Source organism: Streptomyces sp. NPDC030798 (assembly GCF_055572275.1).
Genome location: NZ_JBVIDR010000005.1, coordinates 353,336 through 369,564, shown reverse-complemented (window position 1 = coordinate 369,564; position 16,229 = coordinate 353,336). Strand labels below are relative to the sequence as shown.

Here is a 16,229-nt window from a genome sequence, read left to right as displayed (position 1 = left end):
GCCTATTTCTTGGGGTGGGCGCGGGGTTGCCTGGTAGGTGGTTTTTTTTGTGAGTGTGACTCCCCTGTTTTTGTGCTTCCCCCCGCAGCGGGGGGGGGGGGGGGGGGGGCTTCCCCCCCCCCCCCCCCCCCCACGACTCAGGCTGATGTGGATCCTGCGGCTTGAGGGTGATGCCGTTGTAGGTGGCGACCTGCCGGCCGTAGGCGTCGCGGGGGCGGGTGCGGTTGAGCTGGGGGACAACGGAGAGGAGGTTGCGGCCGAACATCTGCTTCGTGCCGATCGCCTTCACGCCGTTGTCTTCGGCCCACTCCCGCCAGACCGCCCACAGCGTGTCCACCGGGATGCTGCACGTCGGGCCGGTGACGCAACGCTCACGGATGAACGCCGACGTCGGCGAGGCGGTGTCCTGCATCGTGGTCACCGCCTCGCGACTGCAAGCCGGTTCCGTGATCCGACCCTTGCTCTCCAGCCGGGCGAGTCCTTCCAGGGCCCAGTTGAGAATGCCAGGCATCTCTGCTTTGAGCCGGTCGAAAAGCGTGGGGTCTTCCTTGCCTAGCCACGAGACGGTCATGTTGAGCACGACGAACCGCTTGGCGATGACGCCGGATGAGTCGCCGAAGTACGGCAGCTCGTTGGAGAGGATCATCAGCCTGGTGGGGAGCTTGCCGGTCCACGGCTCCCGGTACTTGCGGTCGATGTCGATGGTGTCCTCACCGGAGATGGTGAGCAGCCGTTCCACGACCTGACTGTTGTCGTTACCGGACAGTCGGGCATCGGAGATGACCGCGAGCGGCTTGCCGATCAGCGTGGACAGCCCGAAGTTCGTGCCGAGTCCGGCGAGGGTGGGCCCGGCGAGGTTGTCCTTGCCGACCAGCTCTTTGAGCACGCGAGCGATGGTGCCTTTGCCGGAGCGGGACGGGCCGACCATGAGAAGGATCTTCTGCTGGTCGGTGCGGCCGGACAGGACGTAGCCGAACCACTCCTGTACTGCCTCGATGGCGTCGGGGTCCTGCGGCCAGATCTGTCCCAGGAAGTGTTCCCAGGTGGAGGCGGTCGCCGCTGGGTCGTAGGCGAACGGCACGGAGACCAGGTTGAAGAATCCCGGACCGTGTGGGAGCAAGGCCCGGTCCCGGATGCGCAGCAGCCCGTTCTCGCAGGCCACGATCGGGCTCGTGTCCTGCTGACCGGCCTGGTCCTCGTCAATCCAGGCGGGAGCGTCGGTGTCGGTGGGCAGAAGGGTGATCGCGCCCAGGGCGTCCAGCAGGTTGCTGATCTTCTGTTTGGTCGGGGCCCAGTCGCGCTGTTCGGGCTGTCCGTCCTTGCCGGGCGCGGCAAAAGTGGCGTGCTCCAGCCGCTTGTACATGTGGGCGCGCATCTGTGCTTCATCCAGCTCCCGCCAGCTCGTACCGGTCCAGTACATCCACGAGCCGCGCCAGCGCCGGCACGTCAGGTGGCCGTCCTGGGTCTGCCAGTCGGGCAGGAGGCACCGGGCGACGGCGAGCGGGTTAGACGGTGCGGGCAGTTCCTCAGTGCCGGTCACGCGGCGGTCCTCCCTTCGGCAGGCGGGGCAGGGATTCCGGTGCAGAAGTACTCCTCGCGCATCTTCCGCGCCCGTGTGACGACCAGTTCGGCCTTCGGGGCGTCCACGAACGCGCTCGCGACGATGCGCGGGTCGTCGCCCTCGCCGGCCATCCAGCAGATGCCCAGATCGCGGCGGCTGAACATGGTGGCGCGGATGCCTGCCTTGTAGGCGCCGGTGCTGAGCACCATGTCGTTGGCCTGGTGGTTCATCACCTTCAGGCAGAACCGCAGGATGGCGTTGGCGGAGATGCCGGGCGGCAGCGACTTCGCGTCGGGCCGCTGTGTGGCGAACATGCCGATGATGCCCAGCGCGGGGCCGCGCTTGGTGATGTCGGTGCAGATGGCCTCGATCTCAGCGCCGTACTTCTCGTGCTCGAACACCACCTGGCACTCATCGATACCGATGGCGATCGGGTGCAGACCCAGGCTCTTGTCACTGGCCAGGTCGGGCGTCACCTTCGATTCCGGGCACCGTGCACGCGGCAGGCTGCGGATCACCTTGGCCCGGCGCCGCAGTTCCTCCTTGACCTCCCGCAGGGCGTGCAGGATGTACTCGACGTCCTCGTCTTCCTCGCCGGAGCGGTAGCGGTGGCAGACGGGTTCCAGCGGGCCGAGATCTCCGGTGCCCTTCAGGTCGAACGCGTACAGGGCTGCGCGAGGGTCGAGGGCGCAGATCAGCAGCAGCAGACGCAGCAGGAACGTCTTGCCCATGCGGGGGACGGAGCCGATGACGATCGCCGCGAACATCAGCGTCACCTCGACCCAGCGCATGCGCTGGTCGTTGCCGAAGATGACGGGCTTGAACAGGTCGACCCGTCCGTCCTTCAGCAGCGGCCAGGCCGGCTTCGTCGTCTCGTTCATGGGCCGGTCACCGACCCACAGCACCAGACGCCCCTCATGCTCGTCGGGATCGCCGGACGGCCAGACGCAGCCGACCTTGCGGCGCAGGCCGGAGGCGAGGGCCTCGCGCTTTTCCATGATGTCGTCCGGGGTGACCCCGTAGGGAAGGTCGAGATCGGCGCGGTAGCCGGGGCCGTCCCGGACGATCTCCGAGGTGAACCGCATCCCGTCCATGTCGCCACCCTTCTTGATGGCCGCGGTGATCTTCGGGATGCCGATCGAGTCAAGTCCCCGCAGGACGATCGTGCCGGTGAGCTTCTGCAACTCGGAGCGCATCACGGCGGGCCCGATGACCGGCGCGTCGGGCTGCTGTCCGCCCATGCCGAGCAGCAGCACCCCGCCGGCGGCGAACGCGTACAGGTAGGCGGGGGCCAGGACGTACAGGTACAGGGCGAACCCGAGACCGAACACGGCCGCGACCACGGTGACCAGACCGCGCAGCCGGATCCGGCCGGCGCGGAGCCGGGCCAGGCGCATGTACTGCTCGACGTCCTCGGTGCGCACCGCGAACTCCCGCAGGGGTGCGGCCTCGCGGTCCCACACCCACCGGTTCGTGGCCGCGATGAACCGGCACGCGCCTCTCGGTGCCATGAAGGTGAGGCGTCCGGCGTACACCGGAGTCCTCACCCCGTGGTAGAGGGCGGCGTAGCCGACGTTCGCGCCAGCGTGGCGGGCGGTGGCGAGGAAGTCACGCCGGTTGGTGAGCCATCCGGCGAGGACCGGCTTGCGTTTCTCGATGGTCACCTTCGGGTCCGGCAGGGCCGGGTTGTCCACCGGGACGGGCGCCGCCGGGGTGTCGTCGGGAGCGGTGTCGGGCACGGGGCGCAGGTGCGGGCCCGTCGTGCTTTCCGTCATGCTGGGGTCTCCCTGCTGCTCAAACGGGTGGTGGGTGGCCCGGGGGCGGCCTGATTCCTTGGCCGGGGCGATCGCCCCCGGGGCGTTGCTACTTGCCGTTCTTGCTGTTTTTGGCGCCCTCCTCGCGCCGGCGGGCCTGCGCGATGACACGGTCGAACTTGCGCTGCAGGTCGCTCTGGTCGACCCGGCCGCCGTACTGGCGGTCGTCGGCGATTCCGCGCTTGGCCATCCGGGCGACGTACCAGGCGAGCTGGGCCTTCTCGCCAGCGGTGAGGCGGGGCTGCTTGCTGCTCACGGCTGCATCTCCGATCTGGGCCGGACTGTCCGGCTCCCCACGGCCCCCGGCAGGTGCGGCCGGGTGCCGCAGGCAGCCGTCAGCGACGGCCGCGGGCGCGGCGCACGTTGGCAGCGGCGCGCTTGCCCTCCTCGCCGCCCACCGAGCGGACGACGGTGACGACACCCCACGCGCACACGGCCGCGATGAACGCGATCAGCGCGAGGTTGGCGGCCATGGCGGTGAGCGCGCCGACCAGCAGCGGGCCGAAGTAGACCCCGGCCGCGACCGCGCCGGCACCGACGCCGGAGCCGAGCGCGATGCGCTGCACGGTCCGGTCCGGCGGAGCCTGGTGCACGTGCTGGTGGATGACCTGCGGGCCGCTGTACTGCGACGGCGCGGGCAGGCGGTCGGTGTAGGCGTAGGTGCCGTCCGAGAGCTGGACGACTTTGGGCACGTCAGGCAGCGATTCCATCGCAGGTTCCTTCGGGGTAGGCGCACGGCACGCACATGCCGAGCGACGCGGGGATGACGTATCCGGCGTCCCGGCGGCAGGCGGGGCAGGTGCGGCGGGCGGCGTTGGCCTTGTTCAGGGCCGCCCATTTGGCCGGGGTCATGGGGCGCACGGGCTTGGCCAGGTCGACGCGGTACAGGTGCGCGATGAGCGGGCCGCGTCGGCGGCGCGGGCGTTCGAGCTGCGCGGCCACGTCCTGGCCACCCGGGCGCAGACCGCGCGCAAGGAGTTGGCGGCGGGTGGCGTAGCCGTCCGGGGCGAGGCGCCATCGGAACGCCGGCAGCGCACCCATCAGGCGACGCGCTTCCACGCGGCTCGCAAGCGGACCTCGGAGGCGGAGTGGCCGGCCGCCCGGAACCGGGTGGCCATCTCGCGGTACGACAGCGCCGGCACCTCGCTACGGCGGATCTCGTCCACCAGCGCATCCAGCTCCGCGTCGGTAAGCGCGGGTCCCTCCAGCGCGGGAGCTACCGGCTCCACCGGACCCCACACGGGCAGTTCCCAGCGGGGCGTGACACCGGGTGTGACGCGGGCCGTCACGCTGGTCAAGGCCCTGCCGGTCTCCTCAGCAGCGCGGGTCGCCTCCAGCGTCGCCCAGGCTTGGGAGAGTGTCTTGGCGGTCTTGGCCGTGACGCGTGCGACGCGGGCCCCGGCCCCCGTCACGGCCGCAAGCCGGGTCTCCTCCGTGGCCGCTTCGGAACGCAGCCGGGCGCGGGCCACGGCCGCCTCGTCGCGTGCCTCCTGCTGGATACCCCGGATCGCATCCAGCGCGGCCGGGGTGAGCGCGGTGCGCTCCCACAGCCCGTGCACCAGCCACAGGGCCTTGGCCGCGATGGGGAACCAGGACACGGCCAACCACGCGGCGGCGGACCCTCCGGCGGTGAGCGCATGCGCCACCAGGACACCGGCCGCGATGAGACCGAACGACCAGCCGACTGCGGTCACGGCGTTGCTGTGGTCGCCCTGCGCCGCCAGACGGCGTTCGTAGGCGAGGGTGGCCAGCCACCCGCCGTCGATCCCGAGACCGACGACCAGCGCGACCGGCCACGGCACCGCCCGACCGAGCCACATCACGACCACGGCCAGCGTGAGCACCATCGAGACCGCCGTCATCGCGACGGCGGGCAACACGGTCTTCGCCTTCATGCCACCTCCTCGTGGTGCGGGGTGTGGGTGCCGGGGCGTCCAGTGCGCCGTCCGGCGGTCGTCGTGCAGCGCGGCTCGAAAGCGGCGCAGCGCCAGCCACCGCCGGCGCGCTTGGCCGCGTACATGGCCTCGTCCGCCAGCCGCAACAAGACCCGCAGCATCTCCACGCCCCTCCGGCTGGTGTCCGGGGGGAGGTCGCTGGACAGGGCGGCACCGATGGATGCGCCGACAGTGAGGTCATGGCCGGCGTGGCGGAACGGGGCGGTGATCGCGCCGTGCAGCCCGTTCAGTAGCCACGGCAGCGTGGACGCAACCGCCAGCGGCACGACGGCGGCGAACTCATCCCCGCCCAGCCGCGCCACGACCGCCCCGGGCTCCTCGGCGAGCGCGTCATCCAGGCTCGCGGCGGTGGCGCGGATCGCCTCATCCCCGGCGGCGTGCCCGAACGTGTCGTTCAGGGCCTTGAAGCCGTCGAGGTCGACCAGCACGACCGCCGTGTTCGGGCTATGTGCAAGCAGCCGGCCCGCGCGGCGCTCGAACGGGGCGCGGGTCCACAGACCCGACAGCGGGTCCCGGCGCGCGGCCGAGAGGCGGCGGCGCATCCACACACTGTGGACACCCCACCCGCCAGCCAACGGCCCGGCCACCGACGCCATGGTGAGCAGGTCGTTCACCACGCACCCCCGAACGCCAGCAGGGCCGCCAAGATCAGCAGGACGCCGCCCGCCAGGATGAGGTCGACGGCGCGACGCAGGCAGGTGAACTTGGCGACCGCCAGCCGGGACAGGCCCGCGATGTCAGCGGCCAAATCCTGGGACAACGTGTGGGTGATCTGCTCGGGGGACAGGGTGGCCCACAGCGGGAACCCGTGCCCGCCACCCAGGTTCGGGCGGACCGACCGCAGCAGCAGACCGGCCGCCGCGAGCAGCAGTGCCATCCCGGCGCAGCCGACGATGCGGGCGGGGAGGTCGAGCGTCATGCCGTGGCCGACGCTCCACGCCCCAGCGAGAACCGCACCGACGAACGCCAGCAGAAGACTCGTCTTGCCGTCCGTGCGGGCGATCTCCGCCTTCACCTCGGCGTGCGCGGCCGTCAGGCTCTGTCCGGTGCTGAGCGTCATGCCGCACCCCCCGGCAGGCTCACCGTGGCCGTACGGTTGGCCAGCGCCGCCCGCTCGGCCAGCACCCGGCGACGCGCGCGGCGCAGACGGCGGGCGTCCAGCTCGCTCGGGATGCGGTCCAGGGTGATGATCTGCGCGTCCAACAGGTCGACCTCCGCCAGTATCAGCGGCATCTCCTGCTCGATCCCGTCCAGCTCCGCGCTGGTGGGTTCCTGCCGGTCCGCGAACGCGGTAACAGCGTCCTGATCAGTGACGATGTGGCTCATTGGGTCGTGTTCCTCTCGAAGCGTGGAACGGCCCGAACAGCGCCCTCCGGACCGGCATCCGGAGGGCGCGTGCCGTTGAAGGTGACGCCGCGAGATACGCGGCACGACCGCCGGGCCGGCGGTCGAAGTGCCCCGGCTGGGAGTCGAACCCGGCCTACGACCATCGGGGCGATTGCGCTCTACCGCGCGCAGGGACAGGACCTGCGCACGCCCGCCCTCTTGCTCGCAAAGGTGGGGCGGGCTTCCCTCGGCACACTGTTGAGTTCTCAAGCAGCAGTCGCTTCCTTCGAGTCCCTTTCGAGGACCCTCCGGGCGTCCGTTGCGATACCTGTTTTACAGGTATCGCATAGGGGTCCGTCAAGCACTGCTCGCGAACCTCTTGGTTTCGCGCCGGGACTTCTTGGCGCACCATCAGAATCGCTGCAGGTCAGGGGAGTTGGTCACCCCCTACGTGGACAGCTCAGGGAGTTCTCACTACGGTCAAGAGGTCCCTAGACGTCCCGCCGGGGGGTGCAGATGTCCAACGAGCGTTTGCGGTCAGCCCTGTTAGCGCGCGGCATGACCGTTCAGGAACTCGCGGATGAGATCAAGGTCAACCCGAAGACGGTCGAACGCTGGATCACTCAAGGGAAGGTGCCGTACCGCCGTCACCAGTACGCGACGGCGGCAGCGCTCAAGGTCGACGTAACGACGCTATGGGACGACTCCCGGACGCAAGACTCCGCATCGGACCTGAGCAAAGCCGAGATCATGGCCATCTACCCTCATCGGCATGTCGTGCCGTCAGGCCTCTGGCGCGAGATGTGCGAGCGCGCCACGGAGCGCATCGACATCCTTGTGTACGCCGGCATCTACCTGGCGGAGGACCCTCTCTTCTTCTCGACGCTGAAGGAGAAGGCCGAGAGCGGTGTCCGCATCCGGGTGCTCATGGGTGATCCAGAGTGCGAAGCCGTCATTCAGCGCGGCATTGACGAAGGGCACCGCATCATGGATGGCAAGATCCGTAATGCGCTGGTCAACTACCGCCCACTGTTCACCAGCCACCCCGAGATCGCGTTCCGCCTGCACGACACGGTGCTCTACAACTCGATCTACCTCGCTGATGACGAGATGTTGGCCAACACCCACGTGTACGGCATTGGCGCCTACATGGCACCCGTGTTCCACCTGCGGAGACTCCCCGGAGGTGGTCTGTTCGATACCTTCGCCAATAGCGTTCAGCAGACCTGGGAAGGCGCCAGGCCAGTAACTGAACGCGACATTACGGGAGCTTGAGCATGGGACGCATCGACTACCTTCACGACCCCGACGCCCCGCAGGCCAACTCAGTCGTGCCCTCCGTCGTGGCGTTTGTCCAGAACGACGCAGGGCAGGTACTCATGATTCAGCGATCCGACAACGGGCGTTGGGCCCTGCCCGGCGGCGGCCACGACGTGGGCGAATCGATCAGTGACACCGTGGTGCGCGAGGTGTGGGAAGAGACCGGCATCAAGGCCGAAGTCGTCGGCCTATCCGGGATCTACACCGACCCCGGACACGTGATGCAGTACGACGACGGTGAAGTGCGTCAACAGTTCAGCATCTGCTTTCGCGCCCGGCCGGTCGGCGGTGACCTGCGCACGAGCAACGAGACCACTCAGGTTCGCTGGGTAGACCCGGCGGACCTGAGTGACCTGGACGTCCACCCCACCATGCGGCTCCGCATTGAGCACGCCATGGACCGGACGCGGACGACTCCCTACATCGGCTGACGCTTTACGCCGGCGACGCGTTCGAGCACACGCGATGTGCTCGCCAGGATCTCCGGTTCCGCGCGTCGGATGAACGTGCCGATCAGGCTGTCAGGGCCGTAGCGTCCGGCGATCTCGTTGACTCGGTCGATCGGGTTCGTGGGTGTGCCGTCTGGCGTGGTGTTCATATCGCAGTAGCAGAGAGCGTCGTTGAGATGCGCGCTCTCGCGTGGGAACTCGCCCACCAACTCGTCGTGCAAGCCGCGGGCCTCCGCCTCCATCCACGCGCACGAGTGGTGGGCTACGAGGTTCAGAACCCGTTCGTCGGCATCGGCGACGTCCCGGAGGTAGCGAGCGCCGTCGAGCGGGTGAAAGCCGGTCTTGGCGAGGTCGGGGGCGTACCCGATGTCATGGAGGACGGCCGCTGCTTCAAGCAGGTCGGCATCCTCACCCAAGCTGGGCGCGATGGTACGGGCCCGCTCAGCAACACCCAAGCAGTGCTGCCAGCGCCGGGGCAGCGGCTCAGCAAGCAGCGACTCAGCGAGGGGATAGGCCCACTCCGTCAGCTTCGACAAGCTACGAACGCTCCTCTCGAATTGGCACGGCACGGACCGTCCGAACCCTGCCCTGTCCTCCACTCGCCAGCACGCCGGCGGCCTCCAACTTGTCGAGAGCCTTGGTCACGGTGGGCCGCGACACCCCGAACCGGTCGGCCAGGACGGAAGCACTGGGGAAGGCTGCCCCTAGTTCGAGTCCTTCATCCGTGATGATCGCCGCGATACGTTCATCCAGCGGGCGCCGGTTGGCCGATTCACCTGCCAGCACGACACGCCACCGCCCGCCAGGCACCGGTTCGGCAACGCCCTCGCGCTGGAGTACGCCGAAGGCTCGCAGGGCGACACCGCGCGAGATGTTGTAGTCACGCATGAGGTCGGCGGCAGACGGCAGTTCCGTCATGCTCGGATCGGCCTGAATCCGTGCCTTCACTGCCTCAGCGATCTTGAGAAACGTGCCCCGAGGGCTGGCCTGCGGCACCTTCACTTCCCTTCATCGGCTTACGTCCGAACTCGCCGCCCCCAGTTTCCCACGCTTGATGAAAGCCGAGGACACTGGCCGCCTTCTCGGGCTCAGCAAGCGCGGCCCGTCAAGGGACCTCGCCTGACGCAGCCCGCCCCGGGGCTCGTTCGACGCTCAACTGAATGCCTCCAGAGGCAGGTATGCAGGAGTGGCGCTAGCGTGATGTAGAGGTGTAACGGAGGGTGCAATGCAGACACGTGAGCAAGAGTTGCCTGCCAACGGACGGCGAAATCGCCTCGATCTCGCAGCGGACGAATTCATCTTCGTGGACCACTACGCCAAGGATATAGTCATTAGCTGGACGACGTGGTGGAAAGCCTATCGACTCCTCGAATTCTGCCAAAAGGTAAGCGAAGGAGACGATGAAGCTACCATAATGGTCGCCTTGCCTGACCGCAGGCTGCGAGGAAGTGTCGCAGAAGTGATAGAAGAATTGGACAGCAGCTATAAACCCGAAAACGTCGACGAAGAATGCGACTTTTTGCGCCTCGACACATCAACCATGATCGTAACTTACCACTCTTTCGAAGAAGGGAAGATCCTCAGTGCAATGAATACAGGGCCGGCAGACGCTTACAAAATACTGGTAGACCTTCAAGTCGGTTCCGGAACAGTCGAGGTTTCGCGCCTGTTCCGTCGACAACAGCCGTTGTCGATGCATTTCATGGAACGCATTTTGCAAGAACGCGAGCGTGAAACTTATGCCTGAGCGACGCAGAAGCCCAAGAAAATCGGATAAATGCCGAGATGACGCACCTGAGCACATCCTTCCAGGTTGTCTCTTCATAACCGCCTACGTGGCTTCGCGGAAGAGATGCGCAGCCGGACCCAACAATGACGACTCTCAGCTAGTGGTGCTCGCACGGAACTACTCCCTTCTACCTTGGCTCGTTACGGTGAAGTCTTCCTGTTCTGCACAGTTGAGGTTCATCGAATCTGACGGCACCCGCAAGTTGAAGTGGGATAAGAAAATCGACCTTAGATCCAGGGGGAAAAAAGACAGTCGCACTCGAAAGTTCAAGCCAATCATCGCACTGTCCAGTAACCGCGACGATCAGGAAATAATAGTTGACATTGAGTGGCAGTGCCAGGACATACGGAGTTTCGGCACTGAAGGGAGCCTGCCGCAGCCCGTCAAATTGCCTCTGGATACTTTTTAGCGGGCCTCACATGAAAGACCTGATTCCGTTTATCGCCGCGGGTGTGATGTACCTGATCAGCCCGCTCCTAAATAAAGTAGCGCGCAATTCTATTCGCGCTTGGATAGCTTCGGAAGCGACTCGCTCAGGCGAACCAGGCCGTGTGCCTTATTATTTGTCCCCCAGTCAAATCGAGGATTACATAGATTTCTCGCTTGATGCTGTTCAGGTTGTACCGGCCGTAATATTGACAGGAGTCGGGGTATGCCTCGGACTGCCTGAAAACTTTTCAACATGGGAAATCGGAACGATATTCCTCATTTTTACAGTGGTTCTCGTGCTGGCCGACAAGGCGATGTACCTTTCCCGACCGCAGCGGTATCTTGGCAGGAAATTTTTGGGGTTCTCTTTTGTCGCCTTGGGAGGGTTCTTGGTTAACATGGCGGGTCTCGTCATCACCCTCTTGCTCCGTAGCTGATCAAACAAGTGAGGGCGACATAGTTCTCGCCAGTCCCCCCAACGGACGTGTCCGCGTCCGCCCCCCAGTGCCTCCGCCGTCGGAACGGTTGGAGGCCACCTGGCGCACGATATGCGATAGATGTTCGCTCCACTCCGCACGTGGAGGGGAAGAAAGCGCAGGTCATCCAAGGTTCCTGGGGATTTTCAGGCACGCTCTCCGGAGCCGTGTGCGCAGGTTCGAATCCTGCCGGGGGCACCCAGCATGAGGTGCCTACAGACCCCGTCACCAGCGGAAAACGCTGAGGCCGGGGTCTTCGCGTATGTGCAGGCGTATGCAGCGCTGAGCGGCCCTATGTCGGGGTCTGTGGACTATTCGTGGACAGGATCTTTGGGCATTCGCCCTGGTCAGCCCAGGCGTTTTCCGAGTGCCCGTCAGCCGGCGTCCGGCCATAGCTCAGAGGTCGGGGGCGGCTCCGGCTCGTCCCGCTCCGCCTGCCGCGCGTTCTCCCCTCGCAGGGCCGTCAGCCACGGCCATAGATCTGGTAGGGGCTGCGCCGGGCAGGCCAAACGGTGCTCGATACGGCACCGCTGGAACTGGTCTGGCGGACACACCCCGTAGACGGTCACCCGTCCATCGGACAACTCGATCCACCGGTGCTCCGCCGGCACAGTGTGGGCGAGTGGAGCCATGTCCGGTTCCAACATCACCCAGTCATACTCAAGCGTCGCCGCCCGATCCTGCGGTAAGCCGCAGTACGGGCAGCGCGACTGTCCCTTACCCAGCCGGCGCGGTGTCCTCTCTAAAGCCCCCATAGGCCGAGGGTCGACACCTCGACGGCCTGTGCGTAGAGCGCGAACCGGACGGGACACCTGGGGCAGTCGTGCGCTGATGAAATGAAATACGACGCGGCAGGTGCAGCTAGCAACCACCGGCCGAAGAAGCGCGGCCGAGATACGACGAAGCCCCCAGCGCGAGAGGCTGGGGGCGAAGGTCTGGTGGCCAGTTACTCGTACTCACGCAAGAGCTGTTCGATCTTTCGGTTGACGATTTCCTGACGACCATCGATGCACTTGGCGTAGCGGCTCAGCAGGACTTCGACGCTGTTGCCGGCACGTTCGGCAACCTCAGTCGGGTCGACTCCGGCGTTCAACCACGTCGACAACGCGGAATGCCGCAGGTCGTACGGGCGAGCAGCGAGCGGAGAGGCACCCACAGCCGGCGAGAGTGCGAGCATCCGCGCTTCCTGCCATACGCGGTAGTACGTGGACGAGCCGACCACTCCCCCACGTTCATTGGTGAACAGGCGCCCATCCGCCGCGGTGCCGAACGTGGCTAGGTGCTCGCGGAGGATGGCGACCAGCTGAGGCGGGATCGGCACGAGTCGCACCTCTTCCACGGGTCGATTCTTGAGCCCGCGATCGTCGTGCGTTTCTCCGGAGTCGGTCCACCGCTTGCCCACGCTCGGGCGAGTCCGGTTGAGCACAGCGGTTCCCCAGCCGCTTTCCGGGAGCTTCGCATCCGCCTCGGTCAATCCAACTGCTTCGGCCGGCCGCAGAGCGCCGTAGTACATACAGGCGAACAGACCGACGAGCCGACGGCCGCGCGCTCGCATTGGGCCGCAGTTGAGGACACGCGGCCGTCCCGCGTTCGGTCCACGCGACCCAGATGCGGGCGCCGTCGGGTCAGTGGAAGGCGATACACGGAACGTCTCGCGGCCGAAAGGGTTGGCGATGTCGTCTACGCCAGCAGTTCGACAGATGTCGGGTCGGCTGCGATGACGAGCCGCGCGGGAGTCAGGGTGACCTCGGGGATGAGCGCGAAACCCGTCCCCGACCTCTCAGGGCATACACCTAGGCCAACTTCAGCGGTACGGACCGCAGTGTTGCTCTCGCGGGGAGTGCGGGTGCGCAGCTGCTCGAGGAACCGGCTCAACGCGTCGAATTCAGCTTCCTGCTGCTGGAGGAGCCGTAGTGCGGTGGAGTGAATGGCGAGCCGCGGCACCCAACTCTTGGGCGCAGGCGGAGGCCGTACCTATCCATGGGTCGAATGCGTGTCGAAGTGCAGGCGATGACACGCGCGCCGGACGGAGACAAGCAGGTCAGCAAGGGTGTGACCCAAGATCCACCGGGCGCCTTCTAAACCCCTGCCCGCATCGCAAGGTCGTGCAGGCCCGTGGCGACTGTGCCCAAAGTCCCGAGCTCATAGCGCGGGTACAGAGGCTCCTTCCGGCATCGGCTCACGAGATCACACAAAGCCACCACATGAGCCGAGACCGGGCGGCATGATGAGCCATGATGAGTCGCCGGCCGCCATCCGAACCCAACCTGCTCGTCGCGCTCTGGTGGCTGTTGCTTGCCGCCGTCGCTCTCGTCATGTTCCTCGGCGGGGTCAACTACCTGTTCAGCCTGACCGATGAGCCCACCCCATCGCCGAGGGTGACTGTCACTGAGACGCAAACTGTGGCACCCGACCTGTCCGACGACGTGCCGAGCAGTGTCACGGATGACGGCCTGGCCGTTGTGCCCACACCGAGCGTATGCATCGACGCACGGGATCGTGGCGTCGTCCCGCGAGACCGCTGGACCCCGTGTGGCCAATTGCTCGGGTACTTCGACGACGAGACTCCAACCCCATAGCGGTACGGGCCGCCAGCGTGGACTAAATGTGGACCGACCAACTGCGCCAAGGGACACCAAAGCCCCTATGGCCTGCCGAAACGGTCAAGGCCGAAGCGCCATCCAGTGCCTGCGGTGCAGCAGAGAAGTGCATGGCGAAAGCGCTCAATCTGTTTCCCGCCGGTAGCAGCCCGGAGATTGACTAGACGAGTGGAACTTGGGCAGGTCATTGCGAAAGAAGAAGATCTGGCGTGGCGCTGCACCGTTCATTTCATCGACGGCTTTCTTTGAAATGATCAGGCAGAACTTTTTCGTCAAAGGATTTCGACTCTCTGACCGGCTCAACTGAAGCGACCCATCGTACTGGCCAGGTTGGAAGGTCCATTTGTCGGCCCAGAAATTAAGTGTGGGTTGCTGAGGTTTATCCTGACTGACGATGAATGGGGCGGGGTCGCTGACCCAGTGATAGTTGATATTGTCTGAAGCGGGATCGTAGGCATACGCTCCTGTTTCGTGCCAGTAGAAATCAGGCTTCATTAGAGAGGCGATCGAGCCGATGGGAGTCAGTTGCAAGTGTGCATCACGAATCACCTCGACGTTCTGAGTCTTGAACCTGGTAGACACCGTGGGCTGAATCTCGAAAGCGATCCCATCGTCTACCGCTCCAATACGCAACAGGTGAGGAAGCGTCAGGTCGATCCGTGGCTTCTGTTGGAGTTCGGCGAAGTTGTAGCTAGAGAAAGCAAGCGCAACCACAGCGGCTACTGTGGCAGCCCACTTGTGCACACTTTCGAATCGCGTCCTTCGGGACTCCGTCGTCCTCTCATCCGTGCCATTCACGCTTCTACTCTCTGCTGAGATCAGAGTCATTGGTCTACTGTCTTGCTCCATTTGGCCAGCATGATTGACACCTGGCCAGCGAACCGCTCACTCTCCCGCTCGCCGAAGCAGGGCCTAACCGCCGCCTCATCGCTTCGCTGACATCCGCCGCGTAAGCCCCGCTTTAGGAGGAGTTCGATGGTTGCCACCGACGGCAGTGACGGGAATGCTGACGTTGAGGTTGAAAGGGTGGGGTGACAGCGGACGTGGGTGGTGCTACATCCTCGTCATGAGGTACGCGGATGGCGGCGGCCTGACCGCTGCGGGGCGGGCGAAGCGCGAGGCAGTGCGCTTCGAGGCCGCGGAGATGTTCGAGCGAGGCGTGCGGCCGCCGGAGGTGGCCCGCAGGTTACGGGTGTCGCGGAAGTCGGCGTACGCCTGGCACGCCACCTGGCGAGAGGGCGGCAGCGCGGCCCTGTCCTCCAAGGGGCCCGGCGGCTTCCCGTGTCAGCTCAGTGATGTCCAAGCGGAACGGCTACAGGCCGAGCTGGAGGCGGGGCCGGCGGCGCACGGCTGGACGGAGGACCAGCGGTGGACCCTGGCGAGAGTCGCGGAGCTGATCCATAACCTGTTCGGCTGCCGGTACACCCCGCGTGGAGTGTCGTATCTGCTGCACCGGCTGGGCTGGTCACCGCAGGTCCCCGCGCACAGGGCCGTCGAGCGCGATGAGCAGGCAGTGGCCAGGTGGCGGACGGAGCAGTGGTCACGGGTAAGAGGACGGCCCAGCTCCTGGGCGCGTGGATCCTCTTCGAGGACGAAGCCGGGCAGGATCTGAAGCCCGGCCAGGGTCGCACGTGGTCAAGGCGGGGCAGGACGCCTCTGGTCACAGTGGTGGGCAAGGGTTCGGGCCGGGTTCTGATGGCCGGGATGATCTGCGTCCGGCCAGGCCACGAAACGCGTCTGATCTACCGGACCCAGACATACAGGGGCCGTACCGGCGAGAAGAAGGGCTTCCGGGCCCGCGAGTTCGCCGACCTGCTGACCTCTGCCCGGCGGCAGCTCGGCGACATCCCGCTGATCGTGGTGTGGGACAACGCCAGCACCCATCACGCCAAGCCCCTGCGGGAGTTCTGCGAGCGCAACAGCGACTGGCTGACCATCGTCAAGCTCCCGCCCTACGCGCCCGACCTCAACCCCGTCGAAGGCGTCTGGGCCCACCTGAAGAAATCCCTGGCCAACCTCGCACCCCGCGCGATCGAAGACCTCACCCCGCTCGTGAAGAACCGCTTACGCGCCATCCAACGCCGACCCGATTTACTCGACGGCTTCATCACCGGGACCGGACTGGCACTGGAGCCTCCGTAACGCTGTCACCCCACCCTTTCAACCTCAGCGGCAACGACGGCGGACGGTAGCGCCACTGGGCAGCCCGGCATAGCTGCGGCCGGGCGCCGTCGGCCCACTCCACCAAGGCATGCCGCATCTTCTAAGCGCCGACCCGCCCAGGGCGTCATGATCTAGCAATGGATACGCTCACGAGCCCTGAGGTGCCGGCCAGCGACATGGTGCGGCGGAGCTGGCCGGCGACGTATGAAGATCCCGAACGGCTGACGGCGCACGACCTCTCCGGTGATCCTGGTCCCTACGGGCAGAGCAACTACGGATGGAGCTGCCTGCGCCACGGGCTTTCGTCACGGGCGTCGTCTACTGGCACGACGCACACAACCTTCAGG

At 66.0% G+C, this 16,229-nt stretch carries 18 protein-coding genes and 1 pseudogene; 5 read left to right on the top strand and 14 right to left on the bottom strand.

Annotated elements, in window-relative coordinates:
- From ACZ404_RS14700 to ACZ404_RS14660, 9 genes are all read right to left on the bottom strand, one after another.
- On the bottom strand, nt 1–1,540 hold a 1,540-nt coding region (locus ACZ404_RS14700), incomplete at its 3' end, for a DNA primase family protein (RefSeq protein WP_468439623.1).
- Nucleotides 1,537–3,336 carry a cell division protein FtsK gene (locus ACZ404_RS14695; RefSeq protein ID WP_468439621.1) on the bottom strand — a complete coding sequence of 600 codons (1,800 nt, stop codon included), beginning with the start codon at nt 3,334–3,336 and terminating at the stop codon, nt 1,537–1,539. The genes ACZ404_RS14695 and ACZ404_RS14700, both read right to left, overlap by 4 nt.
- Nucleotides 3,337–3,424: 88 nt before the next feature.
- Nucleotides 3,425–3,631, bottom strand: a complete 207-nt coding sequence (locus tag ACZ404_RS14690; protein ID WP_468439619.1) for a DUF6257 family protein — start codon at nt 3,629–3,631, stop codon at nt 3,425–3,427.
- A gap of 79 nt (nt 3,632–3,710) precedes the next feature.
- Nucleotides 3,711–4,085 carry a DUF6251 family protein gene (locus ACZ404_RS14685; RefSeq protein ID WP_468439617.1) on the bottom strand — a complete coding sequence of 125 codons (375 nt, stop codon included), beginning with the start codon at nt 4,083–4,085 and terminating at the stop codon, nt 3,711–3,713.
- On the bottom strand, nt 4,069–4,416 hold the full coding sequence (locus ACZ404_RS14680; RefSeq protein WP_468439615.1) for an RRQRL motif-containing zinc-binding protein: 348 nt from the start codon (nt 4,414–4,416) through the stop codon (nt 4,069–4,071). The genes ACZ404_RS14685 and ACZ404_RS14680 overlap by 17 nt, the downstream gene beginning before the upstream one ends.
- Nucleotides 4,416–5,270 (bottom strand): protein spdB, encoded by an 855-nt coding sequence (locus tag ACZ404_RS14675; protein ID WP_468439613.1) that lies wholly within the window; start codon nt 5,268–5,270, stop codon nt 4,416–4,418. Before ACZ404_RS14675 ends, ACZ404_RS14680 begins: the two co-directional genes overlap by 1 nt.
- The gene (locus ACZ404_RS14670) at nt 5,267–5,872 is read right to left on the bottom strand and encodes a GGDEF domain-containing protein (RefSeq protein ID WP_468439611.1); all 606 of its coding nucleotides are present in this window, start codon (nt 5,870–5,872) and stop codon (nt 5,267–5,269) included. The genes ACZ404_RS14675 and ACZ404_RS14670 overlap by 4 nt, the downstream gene beginning before the upstream one ends.
- 68 nt (nt 5,873–5,940) lie before the next feature.
- A complete protein-coding gene (locus ACZ404_RS14665; protein ID WP_468439609.1) occupies nt 5,941–6,390 on the bottom strand; it encodes a Pycsar system effector family protein in 450 nt (149 codons plus the stop codon).
- Nucleotides 6,387–6,656, bottom strand: coding sequence for a DUF6284 family protein (locus ACZ404_RS14660; protein ID WP_468439607.1), 270 nt, complete (start codon nt 6,654–6,656; stop codon nt 6,387–6,389). The genes ACZ404_RS14665 and ACZ404_RS14660 overlap by 4 nt, the downstream gene beginning before the upstream one ends.
- A gap of 516 nt (nt 6,657–7,172) precedes the next feature.
- Here ACZ404_RS14660 and ACZ404_RS14655 point away from each other — a divergent pair.
- Both ACZ404_RS14655 and ACZ404_RS14650 read left to right on the top strand, forming a co-directional pair.
- A complete protein-coding gene (locus tag ACZ404_RS14655; protein ID WP_468439605.1) occupies nt 7,173–7,931 on the top strand; it encodes an XRE family transcriptional regulator in 759 nt (252 codons plus the stop codon).
- Nucleotides 7,932–7,933: 2 nt separating this feature from the next.
- Entirely contained in the window at nt 7,934–8,407 is a 474-nt protein-coding gene (locus ACZ404_RS14650) for an NUDIX domain-containing protein (RefSeq protein ID WP_468439603.1), read from the top strand.
- Here the strand turns inward: ACZ404_RS14650 and ACZ404_RS14645 are convergent.
- Together ACZ404_RS14645 and ACZ404_RS14640 are read right to left on the bottom strand one after the other, a co-directional pair.
- Complete coding sequence (locus ACZ404_RS14645; RefSeq protein ID WP_468439601.1) at nt 8,395–8,961, bottom strand: HD domain-containing protein; 567 nt, start codon at nt 8,959–8,961, stop codon at nt 8,395–8,397. The two genes, ACZ404_RS14650 and ACZ404_RS14645, sit on opposite strands and share 13 nt — an antisense overlap.
- Before the next feature lies 1 nt (nt 8,962).
- Entirely contained in the window at nt 8,963–9,421 is a 459-nt protein-coding gene (locus ACZ404_RS14640) for a GntR family transcriptional regulator (protein WP_468439599.1), read from the bottom strand.
- A 229-nt stretch (nt 9,422–9,650) separates the two neighbouring features.
- Between ACZ404_RS14640 and ACZ404_RS14635 the strand changes: the two genes are divergently transcribed.
- Together ACZ404_RS14635 and ACZ404_RS14630 are read left to right on the top strand one after the other, a co-directional pair.
- Nucleotides 9,651–10,172 (top strand): hypothetical protein, encoded by a 522-nt coding sequence (locus ACZ404_RS14635; protein WP_468439597.1) that lies wholly within the window; start codon nt 9,651–9,653, stop codon nt 10,170–10,172.
- Nucleotides 10,173–10,633: 461 nt separating this feature from the next.
- Nucleotides 10,634–11,080: a hypothetical protein gene (locus ACZ404_RS14630; protein ID WP_468439595.1), complete on the top strand. Its 447-nt coding sequence runs from the start codon at nt 10,634–10,636 to the stop codon at nt 11,078–11,080.
- Between the two features lie 413 nt (nt 11,081–11,493).
- On the opposite strand, the gene ACZ404_RS14625 is transcribed toward ACZ404_RS14630, so the two are convergent.
- From ACZ404_RS14625 to ACZ404_RS14615, 3 genes and pseudogenes are all read right to left on the bottom strand, one after another.
- Complete coding sequence (locus ACZ404_RS14625; RefSeq protein ID WP_468439593.1) at nt 11,494–11,874, bottom strand: DUF6083 domain-containing protein; 381 nt, start codon at nt 11,872–11,874, stop codon at nt 11,494–11,496.
- 191 nt (nt 11,875–12,065) lie between these two features.
- Nucleotides 12,066–12,671, bottom strand: a pseudogene (locus ACZ404_RS14620) (tyrosine-type recombinase/integrase); the annotation flags it as partial.
- Nucleotides 12,672–13,842: 1,171 nt separating this feature from the next.
- Nucleotides 13,843–14,433: a hypothetical protein gene (locus ACZ404_RS14615; protein ID WP_468439591.1), complete on the bottom strand. Its 591-nt coding sequence runs from the start codon at nt 14,431–14,433 to the stop codon at nt 13,843–13,845.
- A gap of 352 nt (nt 14,434–14,785) precedes the next feature.
- On the opposite strand from ACZ404_RS14615, the gene ACZ404_RS14610 reads away from it, so the two are divergent.
- Nucleotides 14,786–15,861, top strand: a protein-coding gene (locus ACZ404_RS14610; RefSeq protein ID WP_468439589.1) for an IS630 family transposase whose coding sequence is annotated in 2 segments (ribosomal slippage) — nt 14,786–15,245 and nt 15,245–15,861 — 1,077 coding nt in all. Because the reading frame shifts where the segments join, the coding sequence is not laid out codon by codon here.
- The last annotated feature ends 368 nt before the right edge of the window (nt 15,862–16,229 follow it).